At 72.2% G+C, this 25948-nt stretch carries 31 protein-coding genes; 14 read left to right on the forward strand and 17 right to left on the reverse strand.

Annotated features, from left to right (window positions below):
- Positions 1 to 66 precede the first annotated feature (66 nt).
- From OP04_RS39020 to OP04_RS39030, 3 genes are all read right to left on the reverse strand, one after another.
- Positions 67 to 1479 (reverse strand): amidohydrolase family protein, encoded by a 1413-nt coding sequence (locus OP04_RS39020; protein WP_051799754.1) that lies wholly within the window; start codon positions 1477 to 1479, stop codon positions 67 to 69.
- Positions 1480 to 2980: 1501 nt separating this feature from the next.
- Positions 2981 to 4348 carry a S28 family serine protease gene (locus OP04_RS39025; protein ID WP_033345001.1) on the reverse strand — a complete coding sequence of 456 codons (1368 nt, stop codon included), beginning with the start codon at positions 4346 to 4348 and terminating at the stop codon, positions 2981 to 2983.
- Between the two features lie 56 nt (positions 4349 to 4404).
- Positions 4405 to 5574 (reverse strand): hypothetical protein, encoded by a 1170-nt coding sequence (locus OP04_RS39030; protein WP_033345002.1) that lies wholly within the window; start codon positions 5572 to 5574, stop codon positions 4405 to 4407.
- 30 nt (positions 5575 to 5604) lie between these two features.
- Here OP04_RS39030 and OP04_RS39035 point away from each other — a divergent pair, with 30 nt between their 5' ends.
- The 3 genes from OP04_RS39035 (at position 5605) to OP04_RS39045 (ending at position 7525) form a co-directional block, all read left to right on the forward strand.
- Positions 5605 to 6393: an inositol monophosphatase family protein gene (locus OP04_RS39035; RefSeq protein WP_033345003.1), complete on the forward strand. Its 789-nt coding sequence runs from the start codon at positions 5605 to 5607 to the stop codon at positions 6391 to 6393.
- Positions 6394 to 6600: 207 nt separating this feature from the next.
- Positions 6601 to 7134 (forward strand): dihydrofolate reductase family protein, encoded by a 534-nt coding sequence (locus OP04_RS39040; RefSeq protein ID WP_033345004.1) that lies wholly within the window; start codon positions 6601 to 6603, stop codon positions 7132 to 7134.
- Positions 7135 to 7138: 4 nt separating this feature from the next.
- Positions 7139 to 7525, forward strand: coding sequence for a sulfite exporter TauE/SafE family protein (locus OP04_RS39045; protein WP_051799755.1), 387 nt, complete (start codon positions 7139 to 7141; stop codon positions 7523 to 7525).
- A gap of 44 nt (positions 7526 to 7569) precedes the next feature.
- Here the strand turns inward: OP04_RS39045 and OP04_RS39050 are convergent, their stop codons facing one another.
- Complete coding sequence (locus OP04_RS39050; protein WP_051799756.1) at positions 7570 to 8097, reverse strand: GrpB family protein; 528 nt, start codon at positions 8095 to 8097, stop codon at positions 7570 to 7572.
- A 66-nt stretch (positions 8098 to 8163) separates the two neighbouring features.
- Here OP04_RS39050 and OP04_RS39055 point away from each other — a divergent pair, with 66 nt between their 5' ends.
- Both OP04_RS39055 and OP04_RS39060 read left to right on the forward strand, forming a co-directional pair.
- Entirely contained in the window at positions 8164 to 8568 is a 405-nt protein-coding gene (locus tag OP04_RS39055) for a CPBP family glutamic-type intramembrane protease (protein ID WP_269746732.1), read from the forward strand.
- Between the two features lie 64 nt (positions 8569 to 8632).
- Positions 8633 to 9547: an AraC family transcriptional regulator gene (locus OP04_RS39060; RefSeq protein ID WP_033345005.1), complete on the forward strand. Its 915-nt coding sequence runs from the start codon at positions 8633 to 8635 to the stop codon at positions 9545 to 9547.
- Here OP04_RS39060 and OP04_RS39065 read toward each other — a convergent pair.
- Together OP04_RS39065 and OP04_RS39070 are read right to left on the reverse strand one after the other, a co-directional pair.
- A complete protein-coding gene (locus tag OP04_RS39065) occupies positions 9544 to 10215 on the reverse strand; it encodes a hypothetical protein (RefSeq protein WP_033345006.1) in 672 nt (223 codons plus the stop codon). The genes OP04_RS39060 and OP04_RS39065 overlap by 4 nt on opposite strands.
- Before the next feature lie 9 nt (positions 10216 to 10224).
- Positions 10225 to 10752, reverse strand: a complete 528-nt coding sequence (locus tag OP04_RS39070; protein ID WP_033345007.1) for a TetR/AcrR family transcriptional regulator — start codon at positions 10750 to 10752, stop codon at positions 10225 to 10227.
- Between the two features lie 44 nt (positions 10753 to 10796).
- On the opposite strand from OP04_RS39070, the gene OP04_RS39075 reads away from it, so the two are divergent.
- The 3 genes from OP04_RS39075 (at position 10797) to OP04_RS39085 (ending at position 12740) form a co-directional block, all read left to right on the forward strand.
- The gene (locus OP04_RS39075; protein WP_033345008.1) at positions 10797 to 11693 is read left to right on the forward strand and encodes an ADP-ribosylation family protein; all 897 of its coding nucleotides are present in this window, start codon (positions 10797 to 10799) and stop codon (positions 11691 to 11693) included.
- A gap of 30 nt (positions 11694 to 11723) precedes the next feature.
- A complete protein-coding gene (locus OP04_RS39080) occupies positions 11724 to 12413 on the forward strand; it encodes a hypothetical protein (protein WP_033345009.1) in 690 nt (229 codons plus the stop codon).
- Between the two features lie 123 nt (positions 12414 to 12536).
- Positions 12537 to 12740: a hypothetical protein gene (locus OP04_RS39085; protein ID WP_033345010.1), complete on the forward strand. Its 204-nt coding sequence runs from the start codon at positions 12537 to 12539 to the stop codon at positions 12738 to 12740.
- Positions 12741 to 12748: 8 nt separating this feature from the next.
- Here the strand turns inward: OP04_RS39085 and OP04_RS39090 are convergent, their stop codons facing one another.
- A complete protein-coding gene (locus OP04_RS39090; protein WP_033345011.1) occupies positions 12749 to 13558 on the reverse strand; it encodes an SDR family NAD(P)-dependent oxidoreductase in 810 nt (269 codons plus the stop codon).
- 64 nt (positions 13559 to 13622) lie between these two features.
- Here OP04_RS39090 and OP04_RS39095 point away from each other — a divergent pair, with 64 nt between their 5' ends.
- The gene (locus tag OP04_RS39095; RefSeq protein ID WP_033345012.1) at positions 13623 to 14390 is read left to right on the forward strand and encodes a helix-turn-helix domain-containing protein; all 768 of its coding nucleotides are present in this window, start codon (positions 13623 to 13625) and stop codon (positions 14388 to 14390) included.
- Between the two features lie 15 nt (positions 14391 to 14405).
- On the opposite strand, the gene OP04_RS50575 is transcribed toward OP04_RS39095, so the two are convergent.
- Genes OP04_RS50575 through OP04_RS56065 form a run of 3 tightly spaced genes read right to left on the reverse strand, consistent with a single transcriptional unit; the run spans position 14406 to position 17133 of the window.
- The gene (locus OP04_RS50575; RefSeq protein WP_051799758.1) at positions 14406 to 16157 is read right to left on the reverse strand and encodes an Hsp70 family protein; all 1752 of its coding nucleotides are present in this window, start codon (positions 16155 to 16157) and stop codon (positions 14406 to 14408) included.
- Positions 16158 to 16168: 11 nt separating this feature from the next.
- Positions 16169 to 16573, reverse strand: a complete 405-nt coding sequence (locus OP04_RS39105) for a nucleotide triphosphate diphosphatase NUDT15 (RefSeq protein WP_033345013.1) — start codon at positions 16571 to 16573, stop codon at positions 16169 to 16171.
- Complete coding sequence (locus OP04_RS56065; protein WP_033345014.1) at positions 16570 to 17133, reverse strand: TetR/AcrR family transcriptional regulator; 564 nt, start codon at positions 17131 to 17133, stop codon at positions 16570 to 16572. The genes OP04_RS39105 and OP04_RS56065 overlap by 4 nt, the downstream gene beginning before the upstream one ends.
- 68 nt (positions 17134 to 17201) lie before the next feature.
- On the opposite strand from OP04_RS56065, the gene OP04_RS39115 reads away from it, so the two are divergent.
- Positions 17202 to 17501 carry a YdhR family protein gene (locus OP04_RS39115; protein ID WP_033345015.1) on the forward strand — a complete coding sequence of 100 codons (300 nt, stop codon included), beginning with the start codon at positions 17202 to 17204 and terminating at the stop codon, positions 17499 to 17501.
- 16 nt (positions 17502 to 17517) lie between these two features.
- Here the strand turns inward: OP04_RS39115 and OP04_RS39120 are convergent, their stop codons facing one another.
- The 4 genes from OP04_RS39120 to OP04_RS39135 are packed head-to-tail and all read right to left on the reverse strand — an operon-like array spanning position 17518 to position 20266.
- Positions 17518 to 18039: an AAA family ATPase gene (locus OP04_RS39120; RefSeq protein ID WP_033345016.1), complete on the reverse strand. Its 522-nt coding sequence runs from the start codon at positions 18037 to 18039 to the stop codon at positions 17518 to 17520.
- 30 nt (positions 18040 to 18069) lie between these two features.
- Positions 18070 to 18867 (reverse strand): SDR family oxidoreductase, encoded by a 798-nt coding sequence (locus OP04_RS39125; protein WP_033345017.1) that lies wholly within the window; start codon positions 18865 to 18867, stop codon positions 18070 to 18072.
- Positions 18864 to 19061 carry a ferredoxin gene (locus tag OP04_RS39130; protein WP_033345018.1) on the reverse strand — a complete coding sequence of 66 codons (198 nt, stop codon included), beginning with the start codon at positions 19059 to 19061 and terminating at the stop codon, positions 18864 to 18866. The genes OP04_RS39125 and OP04_RS39130 overlap by 4 nt, the downstream gene beginning before the upstream one ends.
- Complete coding sequence (locus OP04_RS39135) at positions 19061 to 20266, reverse strand: cytochrome P450 (protein WP_033345019.1); 1206 nt, start codon at positions 20264 to 20266, stop codon at positions 19061 to 19063. Before OP04_RS39135 ends, OP04_RS39130 begins: the two co-directional genes overlap by 1 nt.
- An 86-nt stretch (positions 20267 to 20352) precedes the next feature.
- On the opposite strand from OP04_RS39135, the gene OP04_RS39140 reads away from it, so the two are divergent.
- Complete coding sequence (locus tag OP04_RS39140) at positions 20353 to 20667, forward strand: hypothetical protein (RefSeq protein ID WP_157240960.1); 315 nt, start codon at positions 20353 to 20355, stop codon at positions 20665 to 20667.
- A 253-nt stretch (positions 20668 to 20920) separates the two neighbouring features.
- On the opposite strand, the gene OP04_RS39145 is transcribed toward OP04_RS39140, so the two are convergent.
- Positions 20921 to 21589 carry a response regulator transcription factor gene (locus tag OP04_RS39145; protein WP_033345021.1) on the reverse strand — a complete coding sequence of 223 codons (669 nt, stop codon included), beginning with the start codon at positions 21587 to 21589 and terminating at the stop codon, positions 20921 to 20923.
- A gap of 594 nt (positions 21590 to 22183) precedes the next feature.
- Here OP04_RS39145 and OP04_RS54005 point away from each other — a divergent pair.
- Positions 22184 to 22348, forward strand: coding sequence for a hypothetical protein (locus tag OP04_RS54005; RefSeq protein ID WP_198154138.1), 165 nt, complete (start codon positions 22184 to 22186; stop codon positions 22346 to 22348).
- Between the two features lie 375 nt (positions 22349 to 22723).
- Here the strand turns inward: OP04_RS54005 and OP04_RS39150 are convergent, their stop codons facing one another.
- Positions 22724 to 23026, reverse strand: coding sequence for a hypothetical protein (locus tag OP04_RS39150; RefSeq protein ID WP_033345022.1), 303 nt, complete (start codon positions 23024 to 23026; stop codon positions 22724 to 22726).
- 152 nt (positions 23027 to 23178) lie between these two features.
- Positions 23179 to 24078 (reverse strand): alpha/beta hydrolase, encoded by a 900-nt coding sequence (locus OP04_RS39155; RefSeq protein ID WP_033345023.1) that lies wholly within the window; start codon positions 24076 to 24078, stop codon positions 23179 to 23181.
- Between the two features lie 79 nt (positions 24079 to 24157).
- Here OP04_RS39155 and OP04_RS39160 point away from each other — a divergent pair, with 79 nt between their 5' ends.
- Together OP04_RS39160 and OP04_RS39165 are read left to right on the forward strand one after the other, a co-directional pair.
- Positions 24158 to 24697: a TetR/AcrR family transcriptional regulator gene (locus tag OP04_RS39160; protein WP_033345024.1), complete on the forward strand. Its 540-nt coding sequence runs from the start codon at positions 24158 to 24160 to the stop codon at positions 24695 to 24697.
- Positions 24698 to 24916: 219 nt separating this feature from the next.
- Complete coding sequence (locus OP04_RS39165; RefSeq protein ID WP_033345025.1) at positions 24917 to 25936, forward strand: endo alpha-1,4 polygalactosaminidase; 1020 nt, start codon at positions 24917 to 24919, stop codon at positions 25934 to 25936.
- The last annotated feature ends 12 nt before the right edge of the window (positions 25937 to 25948 follow it).

A 25948-nucleotide genomic window follows, 5' to 3' on the forward strand; every position in this document is an offset into this window, starting at 1 on the left:
CCGGCCGGCCGTCTCACCCCACCCGCTGGGGCGGCCGGGACGACCAGCGGCACCCGGCTCCGGTCCCTATCCCGCGACGCTGACCGGCGCGCACGCGCACCCGGCCAGCCGGGCCGGGAGCGTGCCGGCCGCCGCCACGGCCTCGACGTCGCGCAGCAGGTGATCGCGCCGGTCCGCGTCGATCAGCCGGCCCCGCACCACCACCGCGTGGAGGCGCCGGGTGTTGCGGATGTCGGCCAGCGGGTCCGCGTCGAGCACGGCGAGGTCCGCGATCGCGTGACGCCGGACCGTACCCACGTCGGGAAGGTTCAGGAACTGCGCGGGCACGCTGGTCGCGGCCTGCAACGCGCGCAACGGGCTGAAACCGGCCTCGACCAGGTTCGCCAGCTCGTCGTGCAGGCTGAAACCGGGGAACACGAACGCGGTGCCGGTGTCCGTGCCGGCCAGCACCGACACGCCCGCCCGGTGCGCCGCCCCGATCCAGCGCTTGCGCGCCGCGAACAGCTCCCGGTGCTCGGCCGCGGCCTGCTCGGTGCGGCCGGCCAGGTACACCTGCTCCAGCTGGGCCTGCCAGCCGTCGCGGGTCGCCGCGGGCAGGTAGCGCAGCCGGTCCTGGTGCTGCGCCACGGATTCCGGCAGGTCGAACACGCGGTGCTGGGTCAGCGTCGGCACCTGGTGCGCGCGGTCCGCGGCCAGCCGCCCGAACACCGCACGGGCACGCGCCGGGTCGAACGTGCGCGCGGCCAGCACCTCCAGCGGGTGTGTCTGGTTGAACCAGCTGTTGTACTCGCCGCCACCGACCCGGATCTCCGCCAGCCGCCGCCGGATCTCCGGCTCCGCCCCCGCGGTGTCGAACCAGCCGGTGTAGACGTGCTCAAAGCTGCGCTGCCCGGCCGCGCTCGCCTCCGCCAGCGGGATCGCGTCCGGCGTGTGGCCGACGAACGTGACGCCGAGCCGCCGGCACTCGTCCGCGATCGCGTGATAGGCCTGCGGGGTGAGCCGCACGTAGACCTTGATGAAGTCCGCGCCGGCGGCCAGCTGCCGGTGCACCTCCGCGCGGGCCGCGGCCGGGTCGCCGACCTCGACGTAGGGCGCGCCGAGCCCGGCCAGCAGCGAGGGGTCACCGTCCACGATGGCGCTGGCCACGACCGACCTCGGACCGGACAGCGTGCCCGCCTCGACCCGGTCCCGCCACTGGTAGAGCAGCGGCTGGCCGTTCATGTCCCGGACCGTGGTGACGCCGTTCGCCAGGAACAGCGGCAGGTCGATCTGCTCCTGCCCGCTGCCGTGCACGTGCGAGTCGATCAGTCCCGGCACGACGAACTTCCCCCGCCCGTCCACCACCTGCGCCCCTGCCGGGACCCTCACGTCCCGCGCACTCCCGATCGCGGCGATCCGATCCCCACGCACCAGGACGGTCACATCCCGCCGCCGCGCGCCGGTCCCCGGATCGATCACCGTCGCCCCGGTGATCGCCACCGCGTCCCCCGCCGCTTCCGTTGCTGCCGCTTCCGTTTCTGCCGCTGCTGTTGCTGCCGCTGCTGTTGCTGCCCCGCTCCCGGCGAACGCCTGGGCCGCCACGATCCCCGCGCCGATCCCGGCCCCCGTGCTCAGCACCCGCCGCCGCGAAACCCCTGCCGTCATCACACATCCCCCTCATCGACCCGATCCGATCCGAACGGACGACGGCGAGCCTAAAAGCTGACGTTGACGTGAGGGGCAAGCTTCGCAGGTGGGAGACGGTCCGATGTAGGCCGTCCCTCGACCACAAGATCAAGTTCAAATTCTTGATCTTCCCGCTTCCGGCGTGGTCGCGATCCGCATGCTCCCGCGGGCAAACCTCGCCGTACGCCAAGCCTCCGCTGGCGCTCCGCTTGCCTCCCGGCATCGGAGCCGGTTCCGCGCGACACCGGAAAGACCACGCGGCTCCCGCCGCGGCCGCGCCGATCGACGCGCGTTCCGTGCCGCACACAGCGACGACCGCACCCAGCACCGCCCGGCTCGCCGAGCTTTCGGCGTCAAGGTCCGCACCAGCCTCGAAGACGGGCACTCCATGCCCGAAATATCAGGAGATAGCCACCTGACAGCTTCCGGCCAGCGCCAGGTAGCGCCGCCCGGCCGCGGCCGGCGAGACCGCGGCATCCCCACCCCGCCGCCGAAAGCTGACCGGAATAGGCACCACCACGAACCGAAGCCGAAGGATATTCACGCCCGCGAGGCGTCACCCGAAGATGCCAGATGGACTCAGGAGGTTGATCTCGCCCCAGGGAAGCCCGCCGTGAAGACCAGGCCAAGCACCACGCATGTCCGACATATCACTGCAAGGCGGCCACCACTCGCTTCGGCGGAACCGCTACCAGCGCCAGGCGCCCGCACCGAGGGGAAAGGATCATTGAGTGCGGCAAGGAAGGCGTCGATCAGCGTCCGCGACGCCTTCCTTGCCGCACTCAATGATCCTTCGAGAAGTTCTACGTCGATCCGACGCCGGGGCCGGCCGGAAGGATCATTGACGTCGGCAAAATGGCGGTCAGCTGACCGATTTGGCAGCCATTTTGCCGACGTCAATGATCCTTTTCCTTCATCACGCTGCCTACGGCGGCTATGGTTCCGCGGCAGTAATCGGCGATTGGTCTTTTAACGTGAAATATCGGGCGCGGCACGCTCTGCTGGGCGCCCAGCTGGCCGTCACCCTGATCTCGGAGAGCGCGGCACCATCGGACGTTGGTGGACAGCCGACCAGCAGCCAGCGCCCAGCAGCCGTCGGTGGCAGCTCCTTTATGGCGAAATTTCGGGCGCGGACCGACCGACAGGACGCACGGCAACCGGCGGGACGTGCGGCACAGCGACCGCGGCACAGCAGCCAGCCGGACACGCGGCAGAACGACCGCGGCACAGCAGCAAGCGGAAGGTGTGCCGAACCGGGGCCGGAATGGCCCTGGCTCACGGCCCGACGGCGGCGGTCGGGCCGTGAGATGAGGGGTCAGCCGCGGGTGGGGAGCATGTCGTCGAAGGGGAGGTCGGGGAGGCGGAGGGTGTCCATGGTGGTGGGGACGCCGGCCCAGCGGCGCAGGGTGGCGGTGGCCGTGGCGGCGTCGGCGGGGGCCAGGCGGGAGATGTTGGCGCCGTGGTTGGCGCCGGGGGCGACGAAGAGCTGGGAGTCGCGGCGGCTGGGGGTGAAGCGTTCGGCGCTCCAGGGGTCGTTCTCGCCGTAGATGAAGAGCATCTGGGACGACTGGGTGCGCACCCACAGGTCCACGTCGATCATGGGGAGCGGCTGGTGCGGGGCGCGCAGTTCGCGGGGCAGCGTGGAGACGGCGCTGTAGAGGCCGGGGTAGCGGGTCACGCCGCGCAGGTGCTCGAAGCGCAGGCTGGGCCAGCCGAGCTGGGTGGCGGCCTGGTAGTAGTACGGCCAGTAGGGCTCCAGGCCGCCGTCGGTGTAGAACGACCAGCCGACGACCCCCTCGATCCAGTCGTAGATCTCCTGGTCGGTGGCGGTGACCGGCGGCACGGCCGCGCAGTCGGCGACGGTCTGGTACTGCCAGAACGTCCACACCGTGTCCAGCACGGTCAGCTCGAACGACCGGTCCGCCGTGCCGAGCGTGCGGGTGAACGAGTATCCCTCCGCCTCCAGCAGCGGCACCAGCCGGTCACGCCGTTTCAGCGTCTCCCGCTGCACGGCGTCGAGCGCGTGCCGGCACTCCGCGTCCGCGACGGTGTCGAAGAAGCGGTCGTAGGTGCCGTCCAGGTCGTTGAGCACGTCGTTCGGCGCGACGTAGGCGACCACGCCGTCCACGTCGCCGGGGTAGAACCGGCGGTGGTAGACCGAGGTCATGCCGCCCTTGCTGGCGCCGGTCTGGATCCACTTCGTGGGGTAGATCGTCTTCAGCGCCTGCACGATGCGGTGCTCGTCGCTGGCCTCCTGCCAGATGGTCAGGTCGTCCCAGTCCGCGGGCGACGGCCGGGACGGTGTGAAGAAGCGGTGCTCCACGGAGACCTGGTTCGCGTCCAGCAGGCGGGTCGGCTCGGTGCGCGACGGCGACGGCGTGGCGGCCAGCCCGTAACCGCCGGTGGCCAGCACGACCGGCGCGTCCTCCGCGCGGTGCAGCAGCGTGAGCCGCTGCTCGTAGCTGCCCCGGCCGGGATGCCGGTGGTCGACCGGCTGCCGATAGGCGAGCACGAAGAACCGGTATCCGGTCGGCTCGCTCTGCGACACGATGCGCAGGCCGGGGATCGCGGTCAGACGAGCAACAAGGTCATCAGCGGGTACGGCCACGCGCGCATACGCCGCGGTGGAAGGAAGTATCAGGGCCAGCACGAGCAGGAGAACCGTCACGACACGACTGCGCATTGACGGATTCTAATACTGATCACACTGTATGCGCGGCCCCGCGCAAGCGATCCCGCTCAGACGGTCACGATCCTGCGCCACAGCGGGTCGGTGACCGCGCAGACGACGGTGACGGCGGTGAGCAGCAGCGCGGCGGCGAGCAGCAACCTCACCTCCGGATAGTCCGCGGACGCGAGCCGGGCCGGCAGCGCCGCGCCCGCCCCCGCGACCCCGGCCACCGCCATCTGCGCCAGCCACGCCGGGATCAAGGCCCGCGGCACCTCCGCGATGACCAGCACCGCCACCGTGACGACGATCAGCAGCGTGGCGGCGATCGCGAGCGGCCGCCCGCTCAGCCCCAGCGCGTACCGGATCGTCAGCGCGGGCGCGAAGAACCCCGCGACGAACCAGCCCAGCCCGGTGCCGAGCGTGCCGATCCCGAGGCCGGGCGCGCGTTCCGCCGTGCGCCGCCCCGCCGCGAACCGCGCCGGGCCCAGCACCGCGCCCGCGGCCACGCAGCCCGGGATCTGCCCGGCCAGGTGCCCCAGGTTGTAGAGCAGCAGCGTGTCGTAGACCGCCAGCACCAGCCAGCCGATCGCGGCCGCGCTCACGCCGAACAGCGCCAGATCCACCGCGTCCCGCGCCTCCCGCTCCGGCGCCGGCGTGGCCCGCCCGAGCCGTACCAGCAGCGGCACCGTGACCGCGCAGGAGATCAACCGCAACACCACGTCCTGCACCGTGTACGGGTTGGGCAGCGACCATTCGATCACGCTGAACGTGACGGTCCAGACCAGCGCCGCGGCCGTGAGCACCGGCACGCCGGTCAGCGCCCGGTAGAGCCGCCGGTCCCACCACCGGGTCACCAGCAGATACGCCAGCAGCACGAACGGCAGCTCCAGCATCGCCTGCACGCGCAGCACGGTCGGCGCCAGGAGGTGCGGGGCCGGGAACACGTCCGCGAGCGCGCGCACCGCCCGGTTGCCGTCGGCGAGCGCGAACCAGCCCTCCGGCAGCCGGTCCGCGATGAACGACGGGTCGCCGCCGTGCACCCGGATCAGATAGACCGTGCACAGCACCTGATTGACCAGACAGGCAGCGGCCACCGTCGCGAGCCACAGCCCCGGATGCGCGAACCTGGACGGCAGGACCGGCGCCACCGGCCCGCGCACCGCCCGGATCGTCAACGGCAACGCCACCAGCACCGCGCCGGCCAGCGTCAGACTGATCGCCACCCCGATGCCGTCCACGCCGGGAGCGTAACGTCCTACGGTGGGGGCATGACCACCACGGACCGCACGCTCGCCGTCGCCGCGGCCGAGGCCGGCGCCGCCGTCGTCCGCTCCTGCTACGGATCGCCGCTGTCGCGCGTCGACAAGGGCGCGGGCGACTTCGCCACCAGCGCCGACCTCGACGCGGAGGCGGCGATCGTGAACCTGCTGCGCGCCGCCCGTCCGCACGACGCCGTGCACGGCGAGGAGCGCGGGCAGACCGGTGCCGGCGAGCGCACCTGGCTGGTCGACCCGCTCTGCGGGACGCTGAACTTCGCCGTGAGCACGCCGCTGGCCTCGGTCAACGTGGCGCTGCGGGATCACGGCCGGATCACGGCGGCCGCGGTCGCGGACCCGTTCGCCGGCGAGGTGTTCTGGATCGACGGCGGCACCGCGCGCGACGGCCGGGGTGCACCGCTGGTCCCGTCTGCTGCATCGACGCTGGTCGACGTGAATCTGGATCCGCCGTTCCCGAACCGGGACGTCTTCCTCGCCGCCCGGCTGCTGGCCGACGACGACTTCATCGCCCGGTTCCGTCCGCGGGTGATCTCCACGACGCTGGCCGTGGCCTGGGTCGCCGCCGGCCGCCGCGCCGCCTACGTCACGGACGGCCACCTGCGCGACAGCGTGCACTTCGCGGCCGGCATCGCGCTCTGCCAGGCCGCGGGCTGTGTGGTCACCTCGCTCGACGGCGGCCCGCCGCACACCGGCACCGAGGGCCTGATCGTGGCTGCCGACGCCCGCACTCACGCCGCACTGCGCGAGCTGATCGCCCGTCAGCGAGACAGCCGCGCCTGACCGCGCCCGGCCCGGAACCGCACGGTCCGCTGCAGCAGCACCGGATACCCGTGCATCACCACGTGCCGATCCCGGCCAGGATCAGGTGCGCCGGCTCACTCGTCGCCTTCGTCGTCACCGGCCTCGTCCGCGCACGCTGCCAGCAGCGCGACGACGACGCCGAACAACACTGATCCGGGGCCGCCGTCTTGGGTAGCGTGCTGACACATGCGGAATGTGGTGCTTTACCAGCTGCTGTCCCTCGACGGTGTCGCCGAGGAGCCGGGCGACTGGATGTTCGACGTCGACGCGCGCGTCTTCGGCAACCTCGCGACCGTCATCGGCAGCCAGGACGCGGTGCTGCTCGGCCGCGGCACCTACGACTACTGGGTGGACTACTGGCCGACGTCCGAGGTGGAGCCGTTCGCCGGTTTCATCAACTCCACGACCAAGCACGTGGTCACGTCCAGCCGGCCCGCGACCGGCTGGGCCAACACGGTCCTGGTCGACGCGCCGGTCGCCGACTACGTGGCCGGCCTCAAGGCCCGCGACGGCGGCGACATCGGCATCCACGGCAGCATCAGCCTGGCCCAGAGCCTGCTGGCCGCCGGGCTGGTCGACGAGCTCCGCCTGGTCATCACCCCGGCTCTCGCAGGCAAGGGCCGGAAACTCTTCGGGTACGACGACGCGCTGCGCCGCCTCACCCTGCTCGACGCCCAGTCCTCGCCCGGCGGCCACCTGTTCCTGCACTACCGCCGCTGACGGCATGATGGTCCTCGCCCTGTTGTTCCTGCTGGCGGCCGCCGCCGGGGTCCTCAGTGGGGCGGTCGGTACCGGGTCGTCGCCGGTGCTGCTGCCGGCCCTGCTGTGGGCCTACGGGCCTCGGGTCGCGGTGCCGGTCATGGGCGTCGCGTCGGTGCTGGGCAACGTGGGGCGGGTGGCGGCGTGGTGGCGGCGGGTCCGGTGGCGGCCGACGCTCGCGTATGCGGCGCCCGGCGTACCCGCGGCGGCTCTGGGGGCTCATACGCTCTTGATCGTGCCGCCACGGGTGGTGAAGGGGCTGCTCGCGGCGTTCTTCGTCGCGATGATCGCGGCGCGGCGGTCGCGCGGAGGGTTGTCGAGCGGATCGGCGCCGACACCCACGAGTCGCTGATCGACGTGGTCCTCGGGGTCGGCGCCGCCACCATATCGTGGCGGCTATGCGCTGAGCAGCGCGGCGACGACGCCGGTCTTGCCCTCGGTGTAGCCCTTCCGGTCGTCCGGTGTGCGCCGGAACAGCTCACGCTTCACCGCCTCGTAGCGGTCCCGGGCGGCGGGGTCGGCGCGGAGCAGGTCGCGCAGGCGCAGGTAGTTGCGCCACTGGAGACCGTCGTGGGGGACGAGGTGCAGGTGGGCGACGCGGTGGCGGGGGCGGGACTCCAGGACGAACACGTGGCCGCCGTCGTCGCCCGCGTCGCCGACGTAGAGCCATCCGGCGGCCTCGAGTCGTACCGTGGCGGGCTCTTGATCTTGGTTGATGCCGGCGGCCAGGTCGATGATCGGCTTGGCGAGCAGGCCTGGGACGGACGCGGAACCGATCGGCGCGACCGCGGTCACGGTGTCGCCGAGGATCGTGGCCACCTCGTCGCGCAGCGCGGTGCCGGCGGCGATCCACGCGGCGGTCGTCCGCTCCAGCCGGATCGTGCCGTGGTCGAGGCCGAGGCCCGCGTCCGTCAGTCGTCTCATGCCTCCAGGTGAGCATGGTTCCACGTACGCGATCAGCTCGCGCTCAACGGCGGGCCGGCGCTGTTCATCCTGCTCACGCTCATCACCGGGCCGCTCCCCGAGGAACCCGGCTGGCGGGGCACGGCCTACCCCCGCCTGCGCTCCCGGATGGGCCGGGCGCCCGCGCTGCTCGTGCTGTCCACGATCTGGGCGATCTGGCACCTGCCGCTGTTCTTCATCCCCGGCACCCTCCAGCACGGCTGGGGCCTCGACAGCTGGAGCGGGGTCTTCTTCCTGCTGGCCATCTACCCGATCACCGCGCTGACCTGCTTCGCCTATGAGCGCGCCGGTTTCGCCGGCGCGGCGGCGGTCCACTTCGGGGTCAACGGCGCCATCGTGCTGCTCGGCATCAGCGGGCCGCCTGCGCTCGGCATGAGCGCCGCGGTGCTCGCGGTGGTCGCCGCGTTCGTGCTCATGGTTCGGCCTTCCTGAGACGTCCGGTGCCTGTTCTGCCCGGCTTCTTAGCCGTGTGACTCGCGCGGCGTACCCTCGTGGCGTGGATGTGGTCTCTGATGTGCTGCGGGTGTCCGGCGTGCGCGGCGCGCTCGGCGCACGGATCGAGGCGGGCAGGAACTGGGCGATGCGGATCGTCGACTACCCGGGCGCGGCGCTGCACGCGGTGACCAGCGGCGGCGCGTGGCTGTCCGTGCCGGGCGGCGAGCCGCTGGAGCTGGCCGCGGGCGACGTGGTGCTGGTGCCGGCGCTGACGCCGCACACGCTGGGCAGCGCACCCGGGGCGGAGGCGGGCGCGTGCGACCAGGACGCGGCCGCGCGCGCCCGCGAGGCCGGTGCCGCGATCGTGCTCGGCGACGCGCCGCCGCGCACCCGGATCGTGACCATGCACTACGACTGCGATCACACGGTACGCACCCAGGTGCTCGACGCGCTGCCCACGCCGGTCCACGTGCGCGCGGACCAGGGCGCGAGCGGCGTCGACGACACGGTGCGGCTGTTCGGGCGCGAGCTGGCGCGCCCGCAGCTGGCCACCACGGCCGTGCTCAACAGCCTCGTCGACATCATGCTTGTCCAGCTGCTGCGCGTGTGGCTGCCGTCGCGGCCGGACCTGCACCGCGGCACCTGGCTGGGCATGCTCGACGACCCGATCGTGCACCGGGCGCTGCAGCACATCCATGCCGCGCCCGCGCTTCCGTGGACGACCGAGACGCTGGCGGCCGCGACCTCGGTGTCCCGGGCGACGCTGACCCGGCGTTTCCCGGCCGCGATCGGGCAGGGGCCGGCGGCCTACCTGGCGCAGTGGCGGATGGACCTGGCCGCGGCTCGGCTGCGTACCACGCGGGAGCCGGTCGAGGCGATCGCGGCGCAGGTGGGGTACGGGTCGGTGCCGGCGTTCAGCCGCGCGTTCACGAGGGCGCACGGGTCTTCACCGGGGCGCTACCGGGCCGCGGGCTAGAGGCGGTACCACCACGTCTGGATCTCGTCGTCCAGGCGGTCGAGGTCGCCGTCGGTGGGGCGGTAGCCGTCCGGGAGCGGCGCGTCCAGCGCGTGCGTGCGGCGGGCGATCTCACGCAGCTGTTGCACGGCCGGATCCTCCTCAAGATCCTCGACCGACAGCACGGTGGTGATCAGCGCGTCGGGGCCGAGCGCGTACCAGAGCGCGATCAGCTCGACGTCGCCCTCCTTCTCGGCCGCCTCGCAGACCCGGACGACCACGTCCCGCAGCCGGACCTCGGCCGGCGGGACCGCGTCCGCCCCGGTCAGTCTGCCCTGCGCGACCAGCTGCCGCCAGAGCGTGGTGCCGGCCTCGCAGTAGAGCCAGGGCGGGTCGACGTAGCCCTCGTCCAGGTCGTCCTCCCAGGCCTCCTCGTCGTACTCCTTCAGCTCGGTGAAGTCGGTGATCCCGGCCAGCTCCGGGAACTCCGCCTGCGGGAAACGGTAGGTGTGCCCGCGTTTGAGCAGCACGTCCTCCATGCTGCCCATGGTGTGCGAGCAGTCGTAGCCGCGCTGGAAGGTGAACAGGGCGACCAGTGCGTCCCGCACGGTGGTGTCGTCCGCGGGCGCCTGCCGGTCCAGCGTCAGCACCGAGAAGTGCACCAGATCCTCAATGACATGCAGGGACATGTGCCGACCTTACGACGCGCCGGCTTTCAACCAGGCGTGTGCCGCCCGCAGCAGCTCGTCCTGGGGAACGTCGTCGAACGCGCGCAGCTTCAGGAAGTGCTGCGTGATGGTCAGGCCGAGGATGCCGCTCACGGTCAGCAGCGCGCGCAGCCGGGCGTCGTCGCCGTCCATCGACCTGGTGAGGTTGTCGACCCGCTCGTCCAGGAAGCCGCGCATCGACTCGGTCGCCTCCGGCACCGTCAGCATCGACCGGATGAGCGCGCTCGTCTCCGGCGGCAGCCCGCCCAGCCGGAACGTGAGCACCTCCAGCAGGTGCTCCGCGGTCAGCCGGTCGTCGCCGCCGGGCAGCTGGACCGCGGTCGCGAACAGCGCCGCCTTCGAGCTGTAGTGCTGCATCACCAGCGACGCGTCCACGCCGGCCTCGGCCGCGATGCCCCGGATCGTCGCGCCGTCGAAGCCCTTCGCCGCGAACTCCTGCCGGGCCGCGTCCAGGATGCGCTGGGCGGTGCGGGCACGGGCGGCGTCTCGGGTGGTCACGCACTCACCCTACTCAACAACGGTTGAGCCGTTAGCATCTCGGCATGACGTCGCGAGACAGTGCGCTGGCCACCATGACCGAACGGTTTCCGCAGGTCGAGGCGCGGGTGCAACGGGTATGGGGGCTGCGGCTGCCCCGGCACGTCGCCGTGTTCGCCGCGCTGGCGGCCAGCGACGGGGACGCGCTCGACGAGATCGGCCTGTCGCCGTGGGGTGTCACCGACCTGTTCCGGGACGGCGGGCTCGACCTGCGCGGGCGGGACGGGCTCGACGAGCGGCTGCACGCGCGGTTCCGGTGTGACGCGGCGGAGTTCGTGACCGTGATGGGCGGCGACACGGACGGGCTGCACTACGGGCTCTGGTACGACGATCCGGCGCAGCTGCCGGGCGCGATCGCCTACAACTACGCCCGGGATTCCGGGGAGACCTGGCTGTCCGGCGCGACGACGCTGCTCGGCGTGGCACGCGAGCGGGTCGAGGGGTTCCTGCGGGACTACGGGGACGAGGAGGAGGAAGCGGCGCGGGTCGGGCCGTTGATCGAGGCGCTGGACTGGTACGAGGCCGCTTCCTCCGCCGGACCGGTCGCCGCGCGGCGGGCTCACCTCGCGGTCGCGCCGATGCCGCTGCTGCCGCCGGGCAGCGGAGATCCGCGGGCCGCGGCCTCCGGGGAACGGCTCGACGCGTTCCGGAAGGATGCCGAGCGGGCCGCCGCGTGGATCGCCGAGGCCCGGCAGGAGCTGGACGCGGGACGGCCCGCGCTCGCGCTCGCGGTCGGCGCCGAACTGCACTGGCTCGACCGCGACGCGTACCGGCAGAACGGTCTTGATCTGCTCCTGGGCGCTTATCGCGCGCTCGGTCGCGATGCGCTGGCCGAGATCGCCACGGTCCACGCCGCCCACCGTGATCTCCGCTCGGTGCAGGTTCTGGTCGCGCCACGCTAAACCCGCGCGCGGCGCTGCCGATGGTCGGCCGTGTCCTCGAACTCCTGGCTGCGGATGCTGCCCGCGCTCGTTGCCGCGCTCGTGCTGACCGGGTGCGCGCCCAGCGCCGAGGAGTCGGAGGAGGCGGCCAACAGCCCCGAGGCCCGGGAGGCGCGCACGGTGGCGGCGGACGCGTTGCCGGGGCGCGTCCTCGCCCTCGGCAGGGCCGCCGGTGCCGATCCGCTCGGGCACGGGTGGTACGACTGGTGCAGGGCGGGCGGAAGCCCCCTGAACTTTCTCCAGCCCGAGCCGCCGCTGACCTGTGGCCGGAGCGAGTCCTTCTTCTTCGGCACCGACCGCAACGGCGCCGCCTCGATCGACGCGATGATCGCGGCCTCCGAGGCGGCCCGGGTCACGCTCGTGAGGGACCCCCGGACCGATCCGGACCGCGGGGTCCCCTTCGAGGACACCCCCGGTTTTCTGACCTACGACACGGTCGGCGACGAGCTGCCGATCGAAGTGTGGGTCAGCTGGGAGGAGGCCGGCCGGATGAAGCCGCCGTCGGATTTCACCGACTCGACTGAACCGGAGCCGTTCCTCCAGTACCAATCGGCGGACGCCGCCTCCTGGTGGCCCGCCGCCATCCACCGGTACCGCTACATCGTCGAGTTCCGCGCCCAGTGGACGTACTACATCCTGGACCGGGGCGACGCGTCATCGCCGTCGGTGCAACCGTCCTGAACCCTTTCCGTTGACGGTGTGTGCCACTGTCTTCCGGCCGGGTGCTCGCCGCCGGTCGGCGCACAGCGGGCAGGATCGCGGCATGAGGCTGAATTCGTGGCGTACGGATGACAGCATGGCCGCATGACCCCGGAACAGCACGCCACCCGCGCAGAGGAGCTCGCCGCCGAGGCCGAGCAGGTCTATGGGGAGCTCCGCCACGACATCGAGACGGCTGGTAACGTCGACCAGACGGTCTGGGACTTTCTCGACACCACCGTCCGGCTCGGTCAGCTGCACGCCACGCTCTCCCTGCGTCCTTCCGTGACCGGCGACCGCCAGCCGTAGGTGGCTCCTCAGGCAGCCTGTTCCGCCAGCCAGCGCCAGTCGTGCCAGGTGGCGAGGCGGGCAGCGTAGAGGGATTCGGCGACCGGATAGGGGTAGGGGCCGAGGAACAGGCGCAGGGGCGGGTCGGCAGTGTCGGCCAGCTGCAGGATGACCGGGGCGGTCAGCGCGGGATCGGCCGGCGTCCTGGCCACGGCACCCGCGCGACGGGCCTCACGGATCGGCTCGTACGCGTCGATCGGTGTGGTGTGGACCGCGGACGCGCCCGACCAGTCCGTGCCGAACGGGCCCGGCTCGACGATCGTGACGGCCGGTCCGAGCGGGCCCAGCTCCGCGGCCAGCGCCTCACTCATCCCCTCCAGCGCCCACTTCGACGCGTTGTAGATGCCCAGCGTCGGGAACGCGCCGACGCCGCCGATCGACGACACCTGCAGCAGGCGACCGGCCCCTTGCGCGCGCAGGATCGGCACGACCGCCTGCGTCACCCAGAGCGCACCGAAGAAGTTGACCTCCATCTGTGCGCGGGCCTGCGCCTCCGTCGTCTCCTCGACCATGCCGAACAGCCCGTATCCGGCGTTGTTGACCACCACGTCGAGCCTGCCGAACGCGCTCACCGCCTCGTCGACGGCGGCGAACACGGCGGCCCGGTCGGTCACGTCGAGTGTCAGAGGCACAAGCATTCCGGGGTACGACTCCGCCGGCTTCTTCAACGTCTCGGGATCGCGGGCGGTGGCGGCGACCCGGTCGCCCCGGGCGAGCGCGGCCTCGGTCCAGGCGCGGCCGAAGCCACGCGAGGCACCGGTGATGAACCATGTCTTCATGCCTCCACGCTCCCCCGGCGCTCGGCGCCCAGCCAGCACCCCGCCAGGGGATAGGCTGCGAGCGGTGAGCGGTGACAACGCGCTGGGCGACTTCATCAAGGGACGGCGCGGGCGGATCGGGGCGGCACAGGCGGGCCTGACGCCGATCGGGCGCCGGCGCGTGCCGGGCCTGCGCCGCGACGAGCTGGCACAGCTCGCGGGCGTGAGTACGAACTATCTGATCCGCCTGGAGCAGGGCATCGACCGCAACCCGTCCGGCCAGGTGCTGCGGGCACTGGCGGGCGCGCTGCACCTGGACGCGGACGAGAGCGCGCACCTGTTCGCGCTGGCCGCCCCGGCCCCGGGCGTGACCGCGACGACGGTCTCGGACGACGTGCAGCAGCTGATCGACTCGTGGGCGCAGCCGGCCTACGTGCGGAACCGGCGCCTCGACGTGCTGGCCGCGAACAAGACCGCGATGGCGCTGAGCCCGCTCTACACGCCGGGCCGGAGCCTGGTGCGCGGCATGTTCCTGGATCCGGCCGCCCGCGCGCTGTTCCCGGACTGGGCGCAGATCGCGGCGCAGACCGTGGCCGCGCTGCGCGCCGAGGCCGGCCCGCAGGACCCGATCGTCACCGAGATGCTGGCCGATCCGGCTTTCCGGGAGATGTGGGAGCGGCACGACGTGCGGCCGACCCGTGACGAGCTCAAACGGTTCGACCATCCGGTGGTGGGGCCGCTGGCGTTGCGCCGGCAGTCGCTGGTCGTCGCGGGCGCCCCGGAACAGGTGATCATCACCTATCAGGCCGCGCCCGGGTCGCCGGACGCGGACGCACTCGGACGGCTGCTGTGATGCCTACCGCGGTGATCAGGCGCCGTCGAGCCGGGTGAGCGTGTCCGCGATGTCGCCGGCCAGCGCGTCGAAGACCGCGGGATCGTCGCGGAGGCGGTCGCCCTTGGGCGAGACCCACATGCGTACCAGCAGGTTCCGGTCCCGGACCAGGACGCCCATCGAGGTGCCGTCCGCCGTGATCCGCCACGTGTAGCGGAACGCCTCCTGGCCCGGCCCGTTCTGCAGCGGCGCGGCCGTCGCGGAGATCCATTCCGGCGGTGACCAGCCCAGGCTGTCGAGCGCGCGGACCGTCTGCTCCCGCGCGGCCGCCTCGTCGGGAAACCAGGTGACCTCGGCGGCCCGGTACTCGGCGCGGTCGTTCAGGCCGTTGTAGCCCCACACGCAGTAGCCGCTGCCGTTCGGCGTCGGGTCAGGGCTCTGATGCATGACGACCGTGTCGCCGCCCAGCAGCGCGTGGGCGCGGGTGCCGACGAGGCTCAGGCAGACGTCCCGCGGGCTGGGGTAGAGCGCGGGAGCTGCCGGAACGGAGGCGGCACTCGTCGGAGATCGCGTCGGGGTGGTCGGCGTCGGCGTACCGGTGGCATCGGGGTCCTTCGAAGACCACAGACCGGGAATCAGAAAGGGTACGAGCGTGAGCGCGGCCAGCAGCGCCACGAGCGCGAGAACGGGCCAGGGCCGCGGTCTGCGCGGCGCGGTGCCGCCGTCCGATGTGGATGCCGGCCGGGCCGGGCGCGGATTCACGACGGGTCCCGGCGGTGCCGGAGAAGGCTGAGCCGGTTCGCCCGCGCCGCCCAGCGCCACCACGCTCTCCGGCTGCTCCACCACCGTCGGCCGCACGCCGAACGCCCTGTGCAGCATCGTCGCGACCAGCGGGATCCGGCTCGACCCGCCCACCATCACGATCGCGGCCGGCGCCTCCGCCCCGGCCGCCCGCAGCACGGACCGGGTCGCGGTCACGGTCCGCTCGATCGTCGGCCGGGCCAGCGTCTCCAGCTGCTCGCGGCCCAGCACCACGGCCTGGTCCAGCAGCGGCACGTAGATCGTCGCGGTCGTGGTGCGGGACAGCATCTCCTTGGCGCCGCGCGCCTCCTCGCGGACCTGCCGTGCCGCGCGCCGGTCCTCCGGCGTCTCCGGGACCAGCAGCCGCCCCCACGCGCCGGGCACGGTGGCGGCCAGCACGACCAGGATCGCCTCGTCGATGTCGAGCCCGCCCGCGTCCGGCAGGCCCTCGGTGGCCAGCACGGTGAAGCCGGTGCCGTCCCGGCGGATCACGGTGGCGTCGAAGGTGCCGCCGCCGAAGTCGTACACCATGATGCTCTGGCCTTCCGGCACCGTGGCGCCGAGCGCGCGGCCGGCCGCGACCGGCTCCGGCAGCAGCTCCGGCGCGGGCAGACCGGCGGCCGCGGCCGCGTGCTCCAGCACGGCGCGCCGGTGCGGTCCCCAGGTGGCCGGGTGGGTCAGCACCAGTTCGCGCGGGCGTTCCGGGGCCTCGGCGGCGGCGCGGGCCAGCACCGCGCCGATGACGTCCGCGACCGGGATCTCGCGGCCGTCGAGCAGCAGCACCCGGTCGTCGATGCGGCGTTTCGGCGCGGGCTCGAACGCCTCCGGGTGGCTGCGGCCCCATTGGAGCGCATCGCGGCCGGTCAGCAGGCGGTCGCCGGCCAGGCAGACCGCGGACGGCAGCAGCGACTGGCCGTCGAAGAGCAACGTCCGCCCGGGTACGGCCGCGGCCGTGTGCGATGTGCCGAAGTCGATGCTCAGCCTCACAGCACGGGAGCTTAAACGGGCGGGCGCCAGCCCGTCGCCCACAGCGCCGCCGCGGGTCCGAACATCGGGGACGGCAGCCGGTCGAGGTCGCGCCACCACACCCACTCGTGTGCCTTGTCCGGCTCGCGGACCTCGGGCTCGCCGTCGGCCTCGACCAGGTGGTGCAGCGTCACGTAGTGCAGGCCGTCGGCGGGGAAGACGTCGCTGGTCCACATGATCTGGCTGATCCGCGCGGCGCGCAGCCCGGTCTCCTCCTCCAGCTCGCGCCCGGCCGTGACGTGCGGCTCCTCCCCCGGCGCGACCTTGCCGCCGGGGAACGCCCAGGTCCCGTCGCCGTGGGCGCCGCGGCGCCGGCCGAGCAGCACCGCGCCGTCGCGGACCACGACCGCGCTGACGCCGACGAACGGGCCGTTCACCGCGTCAGTCCACGGAGGAGGTTGTCGGCGACCAGGTCGAAGCGGCCGATGTCGGCGAACGTGCGGGCCAGGATCTGCGCGCCCTGCAGCTCGGACCAGATCGAGTGCGCGGTCACGCGTACGTCGTCGAACGCCCGGAACGCCTTCTCCTGCTCGCCGCGCCGGAGCACGTCGGTGAGCCAGTCGACGTGGTCGTCCGTGAACGCGGCGATCTGGGTGCGTACGCCGTCGGGCAGCAGGTCGTAGTCGACGATCATGTGCGTGCACAGGCAGATGGTGGTGCCGCCGTGCAGCGCGTCGCGGACCAGGCCGACGTAGGCGCGCATCTGCCCGACCGGGTCGCCCATCGTGTCGAGGCCGTGCAGCGCGCCCATGAACCGTGTGGTGTACCGCCTGGTCAGCGCCTCGCCGAGGTCGGCCTTGGCCGCGAAGTGGTGGTGGATGCTGGCCGACCGGATGCCGACCTCGGCGGCCAGGTCGCGGTAGCTCACCGCCACCCAGCCGCGCGCCTTCATCAGGCGCTCCGCGGCGTCGAGCAGCCTGGTCACGGTGTCGGTCATGGGTGCCATCCTATTGCCTACCTAGTACTTGGTAGGCTGCGCGGCGACTCGATCGGAAGGATCACCACATGCACGCGCTGCTCATCACCTACCGGACCACCCGCGCCACCGCGGAGGAGCTCGTCCGGTCCGCGACGCCGTACTTCGCCGGGCACGAACGCCTGCTCTCCAAGGTGTGGCTCGACGACGCGGAGGACGGCCGCTACGGCGGCTTCTACGTGTGGCGGGACAGGACCGACATGGACGAGTTCCTGGCCTCGCCGGTGTTCCGGAAGCTGACCGGCGCGCCGGGCGTCACGGACGTCACCACCACGCACTGGCCGATCGCGGAGGAGGCCAGCCGCGCCACCCGGGGCCTACCCGCATAACGCTCACGCAGGACGGTCAGGCGGTCTTCTCCGCCGAGAGGATCTCGTCCGCCACCGTCTCCAGCGGCCGGGCCGCGTCGACCGGGATCGCACCGAGCGCCAGGCGCGTGGCATGGAAGCCGGGGAGCCAGGAGCGCAGGAACGCGCGCTCGTCCGGCGCCTGGCCGAACGCGTTGTCGCGGCGCGGGTCGTCCAGCCGGGCGAGCATCGTCGGCTCGTCGACGACCAGCAGGTACGCCCGGTCGAAGCGGTCCCACAGCGCCAGGTCGTTCGTGGCGTTGCCGCACAGGAAGAGCGTGCCCGGCGCGGCGGCGGCGATCAGCTCGTCCAGCCGCGCCGGGTTCCACATCCACCGGTGCCGCGACAGCCACTCCCTGTCGGTGCCGACCGTGGTCACCGGGTTGCCGTCCTCGTCCTCCCAGCGGGTCATGGCCGGGTCCTCGTCCGCGTCGACCGCGCACGCGCCACGGCTGGACAGCAACGCCGCGATCGTGCTCTTACCCGCCCCGGACACACCGGTGATCAGTACCGCCCCCATGGATCCAGACTGACAGGCCCCGCAACGCAATTAGCGGTGCCAGCGCAGCCAGGCCGCCTGCCCGCCGTCGATCAGCAGATCGGTGCCGGTGATGTAGCGCGACGCCGGGCCGGTCAGGAACGCGGCCGCCTCGGCTATCTCGGCCGGCGTGCCGGTACGCCCGATGCCGCACGCGTCCAGCGTCGCCATCATGTCGTGCCCACTGTCCGCCTCAGCACGGGACATCGCGGTCGCGATCATGCCGGGGCTGATCGTGTTGATCCGGGCTCCGCGCCGGTTCCAGTCCAGTGCCGCCGCCTGCACGCGCACCTGGTTGGCGCGCTTGGCCACGATGTACGCGCCCACCGGCGTCCCCGCCGCGGCCACCACCGGCAGCCCGAGCAGCTCCGCCGACGGCGTGAGGGCGAGCGCCCGCTCCTGCACCGGGCTCAGCGTGGCGTAGTGACCGGCCATGCTGGCCACGCAGACCAGCGAGGTGCCGTGCGTGGCGACCTCCCCGAACGCGTCGATGACGTGCGCGGTGCCGGCCAGGTCCACGGCCATGATCTGCCCGATCGTGGCGGTGGCCGCGGAGACACCCGCCGTGTGGACCACCGCGCCGATCGGGCCGATGTCCGCAGCGGCCTTCGCCAGCCCGGCGACGGCCGCCGCGTCGGAGACGTCGGTCAGGTGGCCGCGCACGTCGTACCCCTCGGCGGTCATGGTGTTGATCGCACGCTCCAGCGAGGCGGGGAACGCGTCCGCGAGCAGCACCGTGCATCCGCTGCCGAGGCGACGGGCGACGGCCAGGCCCATGCCGCCCGCCCCGGTCACCACGACGACGCTCACGCCTCCACCAGCCGGATCGCGGCCGCGGGGCAGACCGCCGCGGCCTCGCGGACGCCGTCGTGCAGGTCCGGGCCGGGCTCGGCGTCCAGCACGATCGCCACGCCGTCGTCGTCGCGCTGGTCGAACACGTCCGGCGCGATCATCGCGCACTGGCCGGCCGCGACGCACCGCGGCTCGTCGAACTCGACGCGCATCACCAGGTCACCGGCAGCGACCTGAGGCCGTAGGCGACGCCCTCCATCGCGAACGGCACCTCCTCGAACGGCACGGCCAGCGCGAGCGTGGGGATGCGGCGGTAGAGCGTGCCGTAGGCGACCTGCAACTCGACGCGGGCCAGCGACTGGCCGAGGCACTGATGCGCGCCGTAGCCGAACGCGTGGTGCGAGCGGGCCGGGCGGGTCAGGTCCAGCCGGCCCGGGTCCGGGAACTCGGCCGGGTCGTAGTTCGCGCCGGACAGGTCGAACACCACGCCGTCGCCGCTCCTGATCGTGGTGCCGTGCAACTCGATGTCCTCGACCGCGATCCGCCGGATTCCGGTGTGGACGATCGTCAGGTATCGCAGCAGCTCCTCCACCGCGTTCGCCACGAACTTCGGGTCGTCGCTGTTGTCGCGCAGCAGCGCCAGCTGGTCCGGCTCGTGCAGCAGCGCGAGCGTGCCCAGCGAGATCATGCTGGCGCTGGTCTCATGGCCCGCGATCAGGATCGCGCTGCCCATGGTGACCGCCTCGGCATGACTCATCTCGCCGGCCTTGACCCGCGCGCCCATCTCGGACAGCACGTCGTCGGCCGGCGCGTCCATCTTCTTGACGAGCAGATCACCGAGGTACGCACCGAGCGCGCGACCGGACTCCGCCGCCACCTCCGGCTCCGTGTCGTGGCTGATCGCGCGGCTGCTGGCCCCCTGGAAGAACCCGTGGTCCTCGTACGGCACACCGAGAATCCGGGTGATCACCAGCGTCGGCACCGGCAGCCCGATCGCCTGCACGAGATCGGCCGGCTTCGGCCCGGCCAGCATGTCGTCGATCAGCGAGTCGATGATCTGCTGGATGCGCGGCCGCCACTGCTCCACCCGCTTGACCATGAAAGGCCCGTTCACGGTACGGCGCAGCCGCGTGTGCTCCGGCGGATCCGTGTTCGTGATCAGGTTCGGGATGTGCGGCGCCGCCGCGGCCCGCCCCTTCGTCATGTGCGGATAGCCCGGCTTCTTCTCGTCGATGCTCAGCCGCGGGTCGTTCAGCAGCGCACGCTGATCCGCATGCCCGGTGACGAACCACGGCGTACTGCCGTCCCAGATCCGCACCGTCCCGACCGGCGGCATCTCCCGGATCCCCGCCGCCGGCGCGAACGGGCACCGCGCCTCGCGTTCCATCGGGTAGTACGGCACTGTCTCCTCAGTCATGAACCCATGCAAACAGCCCGCCCTGACACCCTCCGGACCAAAACCTGACAAACCGCGGACAACGGAGGGGGCGCATAATGGGCGCCATGGACCTGCCCGACCGCTTCGCCGGCGTGGACGCGCGCATCCCGGACAGCTGGAAGTCATTGCAGGGCCCCGCCGAGGGCACCGTCCACCTGCCCAACCGTCTCGCCTGGTCCGGCCCGGCCTCGTTCGACGTCGCCGACCCCGGCGACCGCTTCACGCTCTACTCGGTACTGCTGGACTGCGGACAGCTCGACGACGTCTGCGCCTACATCAACCCGTCCCTGCTCCGCACCGACTGGCCCCGCCTGCGCCGCGCCACCACCTCCCAGATCACCCGCCGCTGGGAACGCAAATTCCCAGCCCTCGCCGCCTGAGTTCCGCATGGAGCCGTTTCACCTGCGCCTGGCCCAGCTCGCGTTCACCGACGCACACGACTCGCCGACCGGCTCAGCGTCGCCGTCGACCGCGCCGACAACGGCTACGCCGCGTACGGCCTGAATGCGGAGGACATCGCCGAGCTGAGGCGGTGGGCGCTGGGCTGGGAGCAGGAGCTTCGCGTGCGTCTCGTGGCATCCGACGAGCGGCCGGCGGGCCGGACTGGGACGCGTACCTCGACGACTGAACACGTCACGCGGCGGCGGCCCCCAGCCAGTAGCCGAAGCCGCGGCGGGTGTGGATCAGCGGCGGGGCGGCGCGGTCGACCTTGTGGCGGAGGCGGGAGACCAGGCGTTCGATGGTGTTGTCGTCGCGGGTGGTGTCCCAGAGGTGGTAGGCGAGCTGGGTCTTGCTCAGCACCCGGCCCGCGTGCAGCATCAGGTGCTTGAGCAGCCGATACTCGGCCGGGGTCAGGCGCAGGTCACGGTCGCCGCGCCAGGCCTGGCAGGCGGCCTCGTCGAGGCGCAGGTCCGCGTAGCGCAGACCGGATCTCGGCCGCAGCAGCACCTGGATGCGGGCCAGCAGCTCCGCGGTCTGGCAGGGCTTCGTCACGTAGTCGCCGACCGCGGCGCCGACCTCGGGAACGACCTGGTCCAGGCCCTCGCAGGTGGTCACGGCGAGCACCGGCGGGCGGTCGGCGAGCACGGGGCGGTGGCAGGCCAGGTCGTACACGTCCGGGATCTCCACGTCGACGATGATCAGGTCGAAGTGGTCGCCGGCCAGCAGCTCCATCGCCGCGGCCCCGCTGCCCACCGCGTCGACGCGATAGCCGGACCGGCTCAGGCTCTCCACCAGCGAGCGGCGCAGGCCGGGCTCGGGGACGGCCGCCAGCAGATGCCCGGAGCGCTCGACCTTCAGCATGACTCCACTCTAGGCAGTCAACTGCCTGCTTGAGCTTGCCCTGGGGGCGACCCCAGACCCCGATCCCGCCGGCGCGATGGCCCGGCCCGCGTTTCGCCGCCGACATTCACACAGGCCGGAAGGCAATCCAAGGTCAAAATCTTGCTTTCCCGCTTCCAGCGTGGTTCGGCAGCGCTGCTCCCGCGGGCAAACCTCGCGTCGGGCTCCGCTGGCGCTCCGCACGACGCGAGGAGCCGGTTCCGCCGTGCACCGGAAAACCCGTGCGGTCCTGGATTCCTCGCCAAGCCGCCGATCCGGGCCGAGCATGGGACGCGCGAGCGGTCGGCACGACGGGGCGATCCGTGCACGCCCCGCATACGCCGCGCTCAGGCCGCGGACCGAGTAGACACCTGGACGCCAGCCCCGGCCCGGCCATTGTGGGCTACCGCATCAAAGCCAGGTAAGCGAACCGCCAGCGATCGCTGACACCCGCCTTATTGTGATATTTCGGTCACGGGGTGCCCGGTTGGTCAAGGGTGTCCGGATCCCAACAGCGAAAGCTCAGATGACGTGGTCACCGCGTCCGCAGAGTTGGGATGGTGCGGTCGCGAGGCTGTGAAGATGCTGGTCAGCGACCTGGCCGTCCACGGCTGGGATCTGGCGCAGGCAACCGGCGGCTCGAAGATCGCCGGCGTTTCCGGGCCTGCTGCGGGCGACCACAGGCCATGCATGATCGTTGTTGCGTTCACTGTCCTTTCAGCCCGCCGGAAAGGACAGTGAGCGCAACAACGATCATGGCCCAACTGCCTGCCGCCGACGATATGCCGAAATGTCGGGTGTCGAGCGCTCGGCGGTCGCCGTCGGCGCCAAGCACCGAGGCACGGAAAGCTCGATGTACTCGGCAGGCCCGGCCGCAACCCCAGCACCGAGCAGGGCGTCGCCCGAAGCGGCACATCGACCAAAGGCGGCACAACGCCCGAGCTGCACCTCAGCCGAAAGCCGCACAACACGCGAAAGCAGCACCCTGCCCGAGGCGGCACGTCGGCCGAAAGCGGCACGTCGGCCGACTGCGCGGCCCGAGCGGATGCAGGGGTGGTGGCCACACCGCGGCCGGGCGCACGGCGTACCCCGGATGCGGTGTGGCCTTTGAAGACTTCAGTCCTCGGCGCGGTAACGCCGCAGGGCGCGGCGGGCGTCGTGGCGGCTACGGCGGCGCTCGGTGCGGCAGATGAAGGCCCACTCGGCCGAGCCGTGGCTCTCGACGCGGCGGTACCAGTAGGACCAGGTGCCGGTCCAGTAGCAAGCCGAGCGGCGGTCGCCGAGCCAGGCGGTGTCGCGGGTGATGTCGGCGGGGAGCGTGCAGGGGCCGAATCGGTGGTCGTGGTGCGGCCGGCACGCCGTCATCGGGGCGTCGGCCATCTGGACCCACCAGGGGCGGGTCTTGTCGGTCCTGCTCATGCGGTCGCCTTTCGGCTCCGTGACGCCCCGGGCTGGGGCCGTCGCTAGACCGGATGCACCGCAATCACCTCCGCTTGGATGGACTCCCCCACTCTACCGGGCCCCGGCATGGGGGTTCGGCCACGAAATAGCGTGCCCGGCAGCCTCACGGCTCAGGAGCGGGCCAGCAGCTGCTCCAGCGCGGTGAAGGCGCGCTCCAGATCGGCCTGGATCGACGGGATCGCGCGGCGGAGCAGCACGAACGCGTGGATGACGCCGGCCGCCTCGAGGTAGACCGTGTCGACGCCGGCGGTGACGAGTGCGGCGGCGTAGGCGCGGCCCTCGTCGCGGACCGGGTCCTCGCCGGCGGTCAGGATCACGGCCGGCGGGAGACCGGCCAGGTCGCCGATGAGCGGCGAGGCCCGCCAGGAGGCGGCGTCCGGCCGGTAGTGCGTGTAGTACCAGCGGCGTCCGGCCTCGGTGAGCAGGCGGCCGGTGGCGAACTCGGCGTGTGACGGATAGGGCCGGGTCAGGTCGGTCGCGGGGTAGATGACCAGGTGGGCCGCGACCGGCACGTCACCGCGCAGTGCCATGGCGGTCACGATGGCGAGCGTGCCGCCGGCGCTGTCGCCGCCGAGCACGAGCGTGCCGGTGCCGGGAAGCGCCGCCGCCCAGCGGGCCGTGTCCTCCGCGTCCTCGACCGCGGCCGGGTAGGGGTGTTCCGGGGCGAGCCGGTAGCCGGGCAGGACCACCGGCAGGTCGAGGCGGTGCGCGAGCGCGATGGCGAAGCTGCGGTGCGTGTGCGGGCCGCCGGTGACGAATCCGCCGCCGTGGAACCAGACCAGCACCGGGCCGGGTCCGCGGTCGGTGCGCGGGTCGAGCAGCAGGCCGGGGATGCCGCCCGATCGGGTGGGGATGGTGAGCGCGCGCTCGACCGCGATCGCCGGCGCGGGCAGGTCCGCGAGCGGCACCGAGGCGGCGAGACCGTCCCTGGCCTGCTGCGGGGTCTGGGTCTCGATGCTGTCCTGGCCGGCGAGGTAGCCGAGCAGCGCGTGTACGTCCGGTCGTGTCATGCGGCCTCCAAATGTCAGTTTCTGACATAGAGACTAGGCGTGAAAGTCAGAATCTGACATCGCTGGTACGGTGTCAGGTGTGCCACACCCGACCAGCCGCGAGCGTCTGCAGCGGGCCGCGCTGGAGTTGTTCGCCGAGCACGGTTACGCGTCCGTGACGGCCGTCGCGATCGCGGAGCGGGCCGGGGTCACCGAGCGCACGCTCTACCGCCAGTTCCGGGACAAGCGCGACGTGCTCTTCGGCGACGGAGACCGGCTGCGCGAGCTGCTGCTGGACGCGCTCGGCCACGGGCCGCGGACACCCGGCGACGCGGTCCGGCATGCGTTGTGGGCGATCGCGGCCGATTTCGAGCCGCGGCGTGAGCAGCTCAGCGCTCGGGCTGCGGTCGTGCGGGCCACGCCGGAGCTGGCCGAGCGGGAGCTGTGGAAGATGCGGTCGTGGGCTGCCGCGCTGACCGGTGCGCTGACCGGGCCGGGCGTGGACGGGTTCGTCGCGGCGGCACACACGGAGGCGGGGCTGGGGCTGTTCCAGGCCGCGTTCGACCGGTGGACGCGCGAGCCGGGCAGCCCGGAACTCCGCACACTGATCGACGACGCCTACACGGCGATCGGCGCCTGACCGGCACCTGCGGGCGCTGCGAGCTGCGGACACGCCGACGGAGCGGGCCGAGGACACGGCCGGGGCCGTGGAAGCTCCGGCCGTACCGTGGCGAGATTTTGATCTTGATTTGGGTGTTCAGGGCGTCACGGAAAGTTTTTCTCGATCTCGTGCAGCAGGGGGCGACGACCACGGCGTTCATCGGGTGGAGTTGTCACCAAGGCTCGAGGAGATATATCGATGGCGTCCAAGCGCAAGCGGGTCACGATCGGCGTGGGGGTCGCCGCCGCCGTGGTCATCACGCTCGGTGTCGGGATCGGGACGGCGAACGCGGCTACGCGACGCCCCTGGTGGGACCGGTGGCACCCGAAGCCGGTGGCGAGCGCGTCCGCGAAACCGTCACCGTCCGTCACCTCCAGCGCGACACCGAGCCCTGCGCCGAGCAGCGCCGCGCCGTCGGCCTCCGCACCCGCGCCCGCGCCGTCGACCTCGGCTCCGGCCAGCCCGGTGCCGTCACCGTCCGCGACCAAGCCGGGCACGTTCGCGACGCCGCCGGCGAACGCGACGTTCGACTACCAGATCGGCGGGCCCTACACGCCGCCGTCCGGCGTGACCGTGGTCAGCCGCGACTACACCGCGACGCCGGCCGCGGGGATCTACAACATCTGCTACGTCAACGCGTTCCAGACCCAGCCGGACGCGGAGTCGTGGTGGAAGACCAACCACCCCGAGCTGCTGCTGAAGGACAAGAACGGCAAGATCGTCGAGGATGAGGACTGGGGCGAGCTGTTCCTGGACTTCTCCACGGACGCGAAGCGCACCGCGCTGACCACGATCGTCGGCGGCTGGATCGACCAGTGCGCGACCAAGGGCTTCAAGGCGGTCGAGCCGGACAACCTGGACACCTACACGCGGTCGAACGGGCTGCTCACCGAGGACCAGGCGGTGGCGTACTCGGCGTCGCTCGCCGCCTACGCGCACGGCAAGGGCCTGGCGATCGGGCAGAAGAACACGGCGGAGCTGAGCACGGCCAAGGCGAAGAAGGCAGGCTTCGACTTCGCGGTGGCGGAGGAGTGCGGCACCTGGGGCGAATGCGGCGCGTACACGGCTACGTACGGTAACAACGTGATCGTGATCGAGTACGATCAGAGCGGCTTCACCAAGGCCTGCAACAGCCACGGCAGCAAGGTCTCGGTGGTGCAGCGCGACCGCGACGTGACGGCCCCGGGGTCGAAGTCGTACGTGTGGAAGGCCTGCTGAGTCCCGCTTGTC

Source organism: Catenuloplanes japonicus, from assembly GCF_000717135.1.
GTDB classification, from domain to species: Bacteria; Actinomycetota; Actinomycetes; order Mycobacteriales; family Micromonosporaceae; genus Catenuloplanes; species Catenuloplanes japonicus.

Bases quoted from the DNA above. Each gene is read 5' to 3' on its own strand.
- OP04_RS39025 (WP_033345001.1), bottom strand. From the start codon at position 4,348: ATGCGCAGTCGTGTCGTGACGGTTCTCCTGCTCGTGCTGGCCCTGATA.
- OP04_RS39035 (WP_033345003.1), top strand. From the start codon at position 5,605: ATGACCACCACGGACCGCACGCTCGCCGTCGCCGCGGCCGAGGCCGGC.
- OP04_RS39040 (WP_033345004.1), top strand. From the start codon at position 6,601: ATGCGGAATGTGGTGCTTTACCAGCTGCTGTCCCTCGACGGTGTCGCC.
- OP04_RS39045 (WP_051799755.1), top strand. From the start codon at position 7,139: ATGATGGTCCTCGCCCTGTTGTTCCTGCTGGCGGCCGCCGCCGGGGTC.
- OP04_RS39050 (WP_051799756.1), bottom strand. From the start codon at position 8,097: ATGAGACGACTGACGGACGCGGGCCTCGGCCTCGACCACGGCACGATC.
- OP04_RS39065 (WP_033345006.1), bottom strand. From the start codon at position 10,215: ATGTCCCTGCATGTCATTGAGGATCTGGTGCACTTCTCGGTGCTGACG.
- OP04_RS39075 (WP_033345008.1), top strand. From the start codon at position 10,797: ATGACGTCGCGAGACAGTGCGCTGGCCACCATGACCGAACGGTTTCCG.
- OP04_RS39085 (WP_033345010.1), top strand. From the start codon at position 12,537: ATGACCCCGGAACAGCACGCCACCCGCGCAGAGGAGCTCGCCGCCGAG.
- OP04_RS39090 (WP_033345011.1), bottom strand. From the start codon at position 13,558: ATGAAGACATGGTTCATCACCGGTGCCTCGCGTGGCTTCGGCCGCGCC.
- OP04_RS56065 (WP_033345014.1), bottom strand. From the start codon at position 17,133: ATGACCGACACCGTGACCAGGCTGCTCGACGCCGCGGAGCGCCTGATG.
- OP04_RS39115 (WP_033345015.1), top strand. From the start codon at position 17,202: ATGCACGCGCTGCTCATCACCTACCGGACCACCCGCGCCACCGCGGAG.
- OP04_RS39120 (WP_033345016.1), bottom strand. From the start codon at position 18,039: ATGGGGGCGGTACTGATCACCGGTGTGTCCGGGGCGGGTAAGAGCACG.
- OP04_RS39130 (WP_033345018.1), bottom strand. From the start codon at position 19,061: ATGCGCGTCGAGTTCGACGAGCCGCGGTGCGTCGCGGCCGGCCAGTGC.
- OP04_RS39135 (WP_033345019.1), bottom strand. From the start codon at position 20,266: ATGACTGAGGAGACAGTGCCGTACTACCCGATGGAACGCGAGGCGCGG.
- OP04_RS39140 (WP_157240960.1), top strand. From the start codon at position 20,353: ATGGACCTGCCCGACCGCTTCGCCGGCGTGGACGCGCGCATCCCGGAC.
- OP04_RS39145 (WP_033345021.1), bottom strand. From the start codon at position 21,589: ATGCTGAAGGTCGAGCGCTCCGGGCATCTGCTGGCGGCCGTCCCCGAG.
- OP04_RS39150 (WP_033345022.1), bottom strand. From the start codon at position 23,026: ATGAGCAGGACCGACAAGACCCGCCCCTGGTGGGTCCAGATGGCCGAC.
- OP04_RS39155 (WP_033345023.1), bottom strand. From the start codon at position 24,078: ATGACACGACCGGACGTACACGCGCTGCTCGGCTACCTCGCCGGCCAG.
- OP04_RS39165 (WP_033345025.1), top strand. From the start codon at position 24,917: ATGGCGTCCAAGCGCAAGCGGGTCACGATCGGCGTGGGGGTCGCCGCC.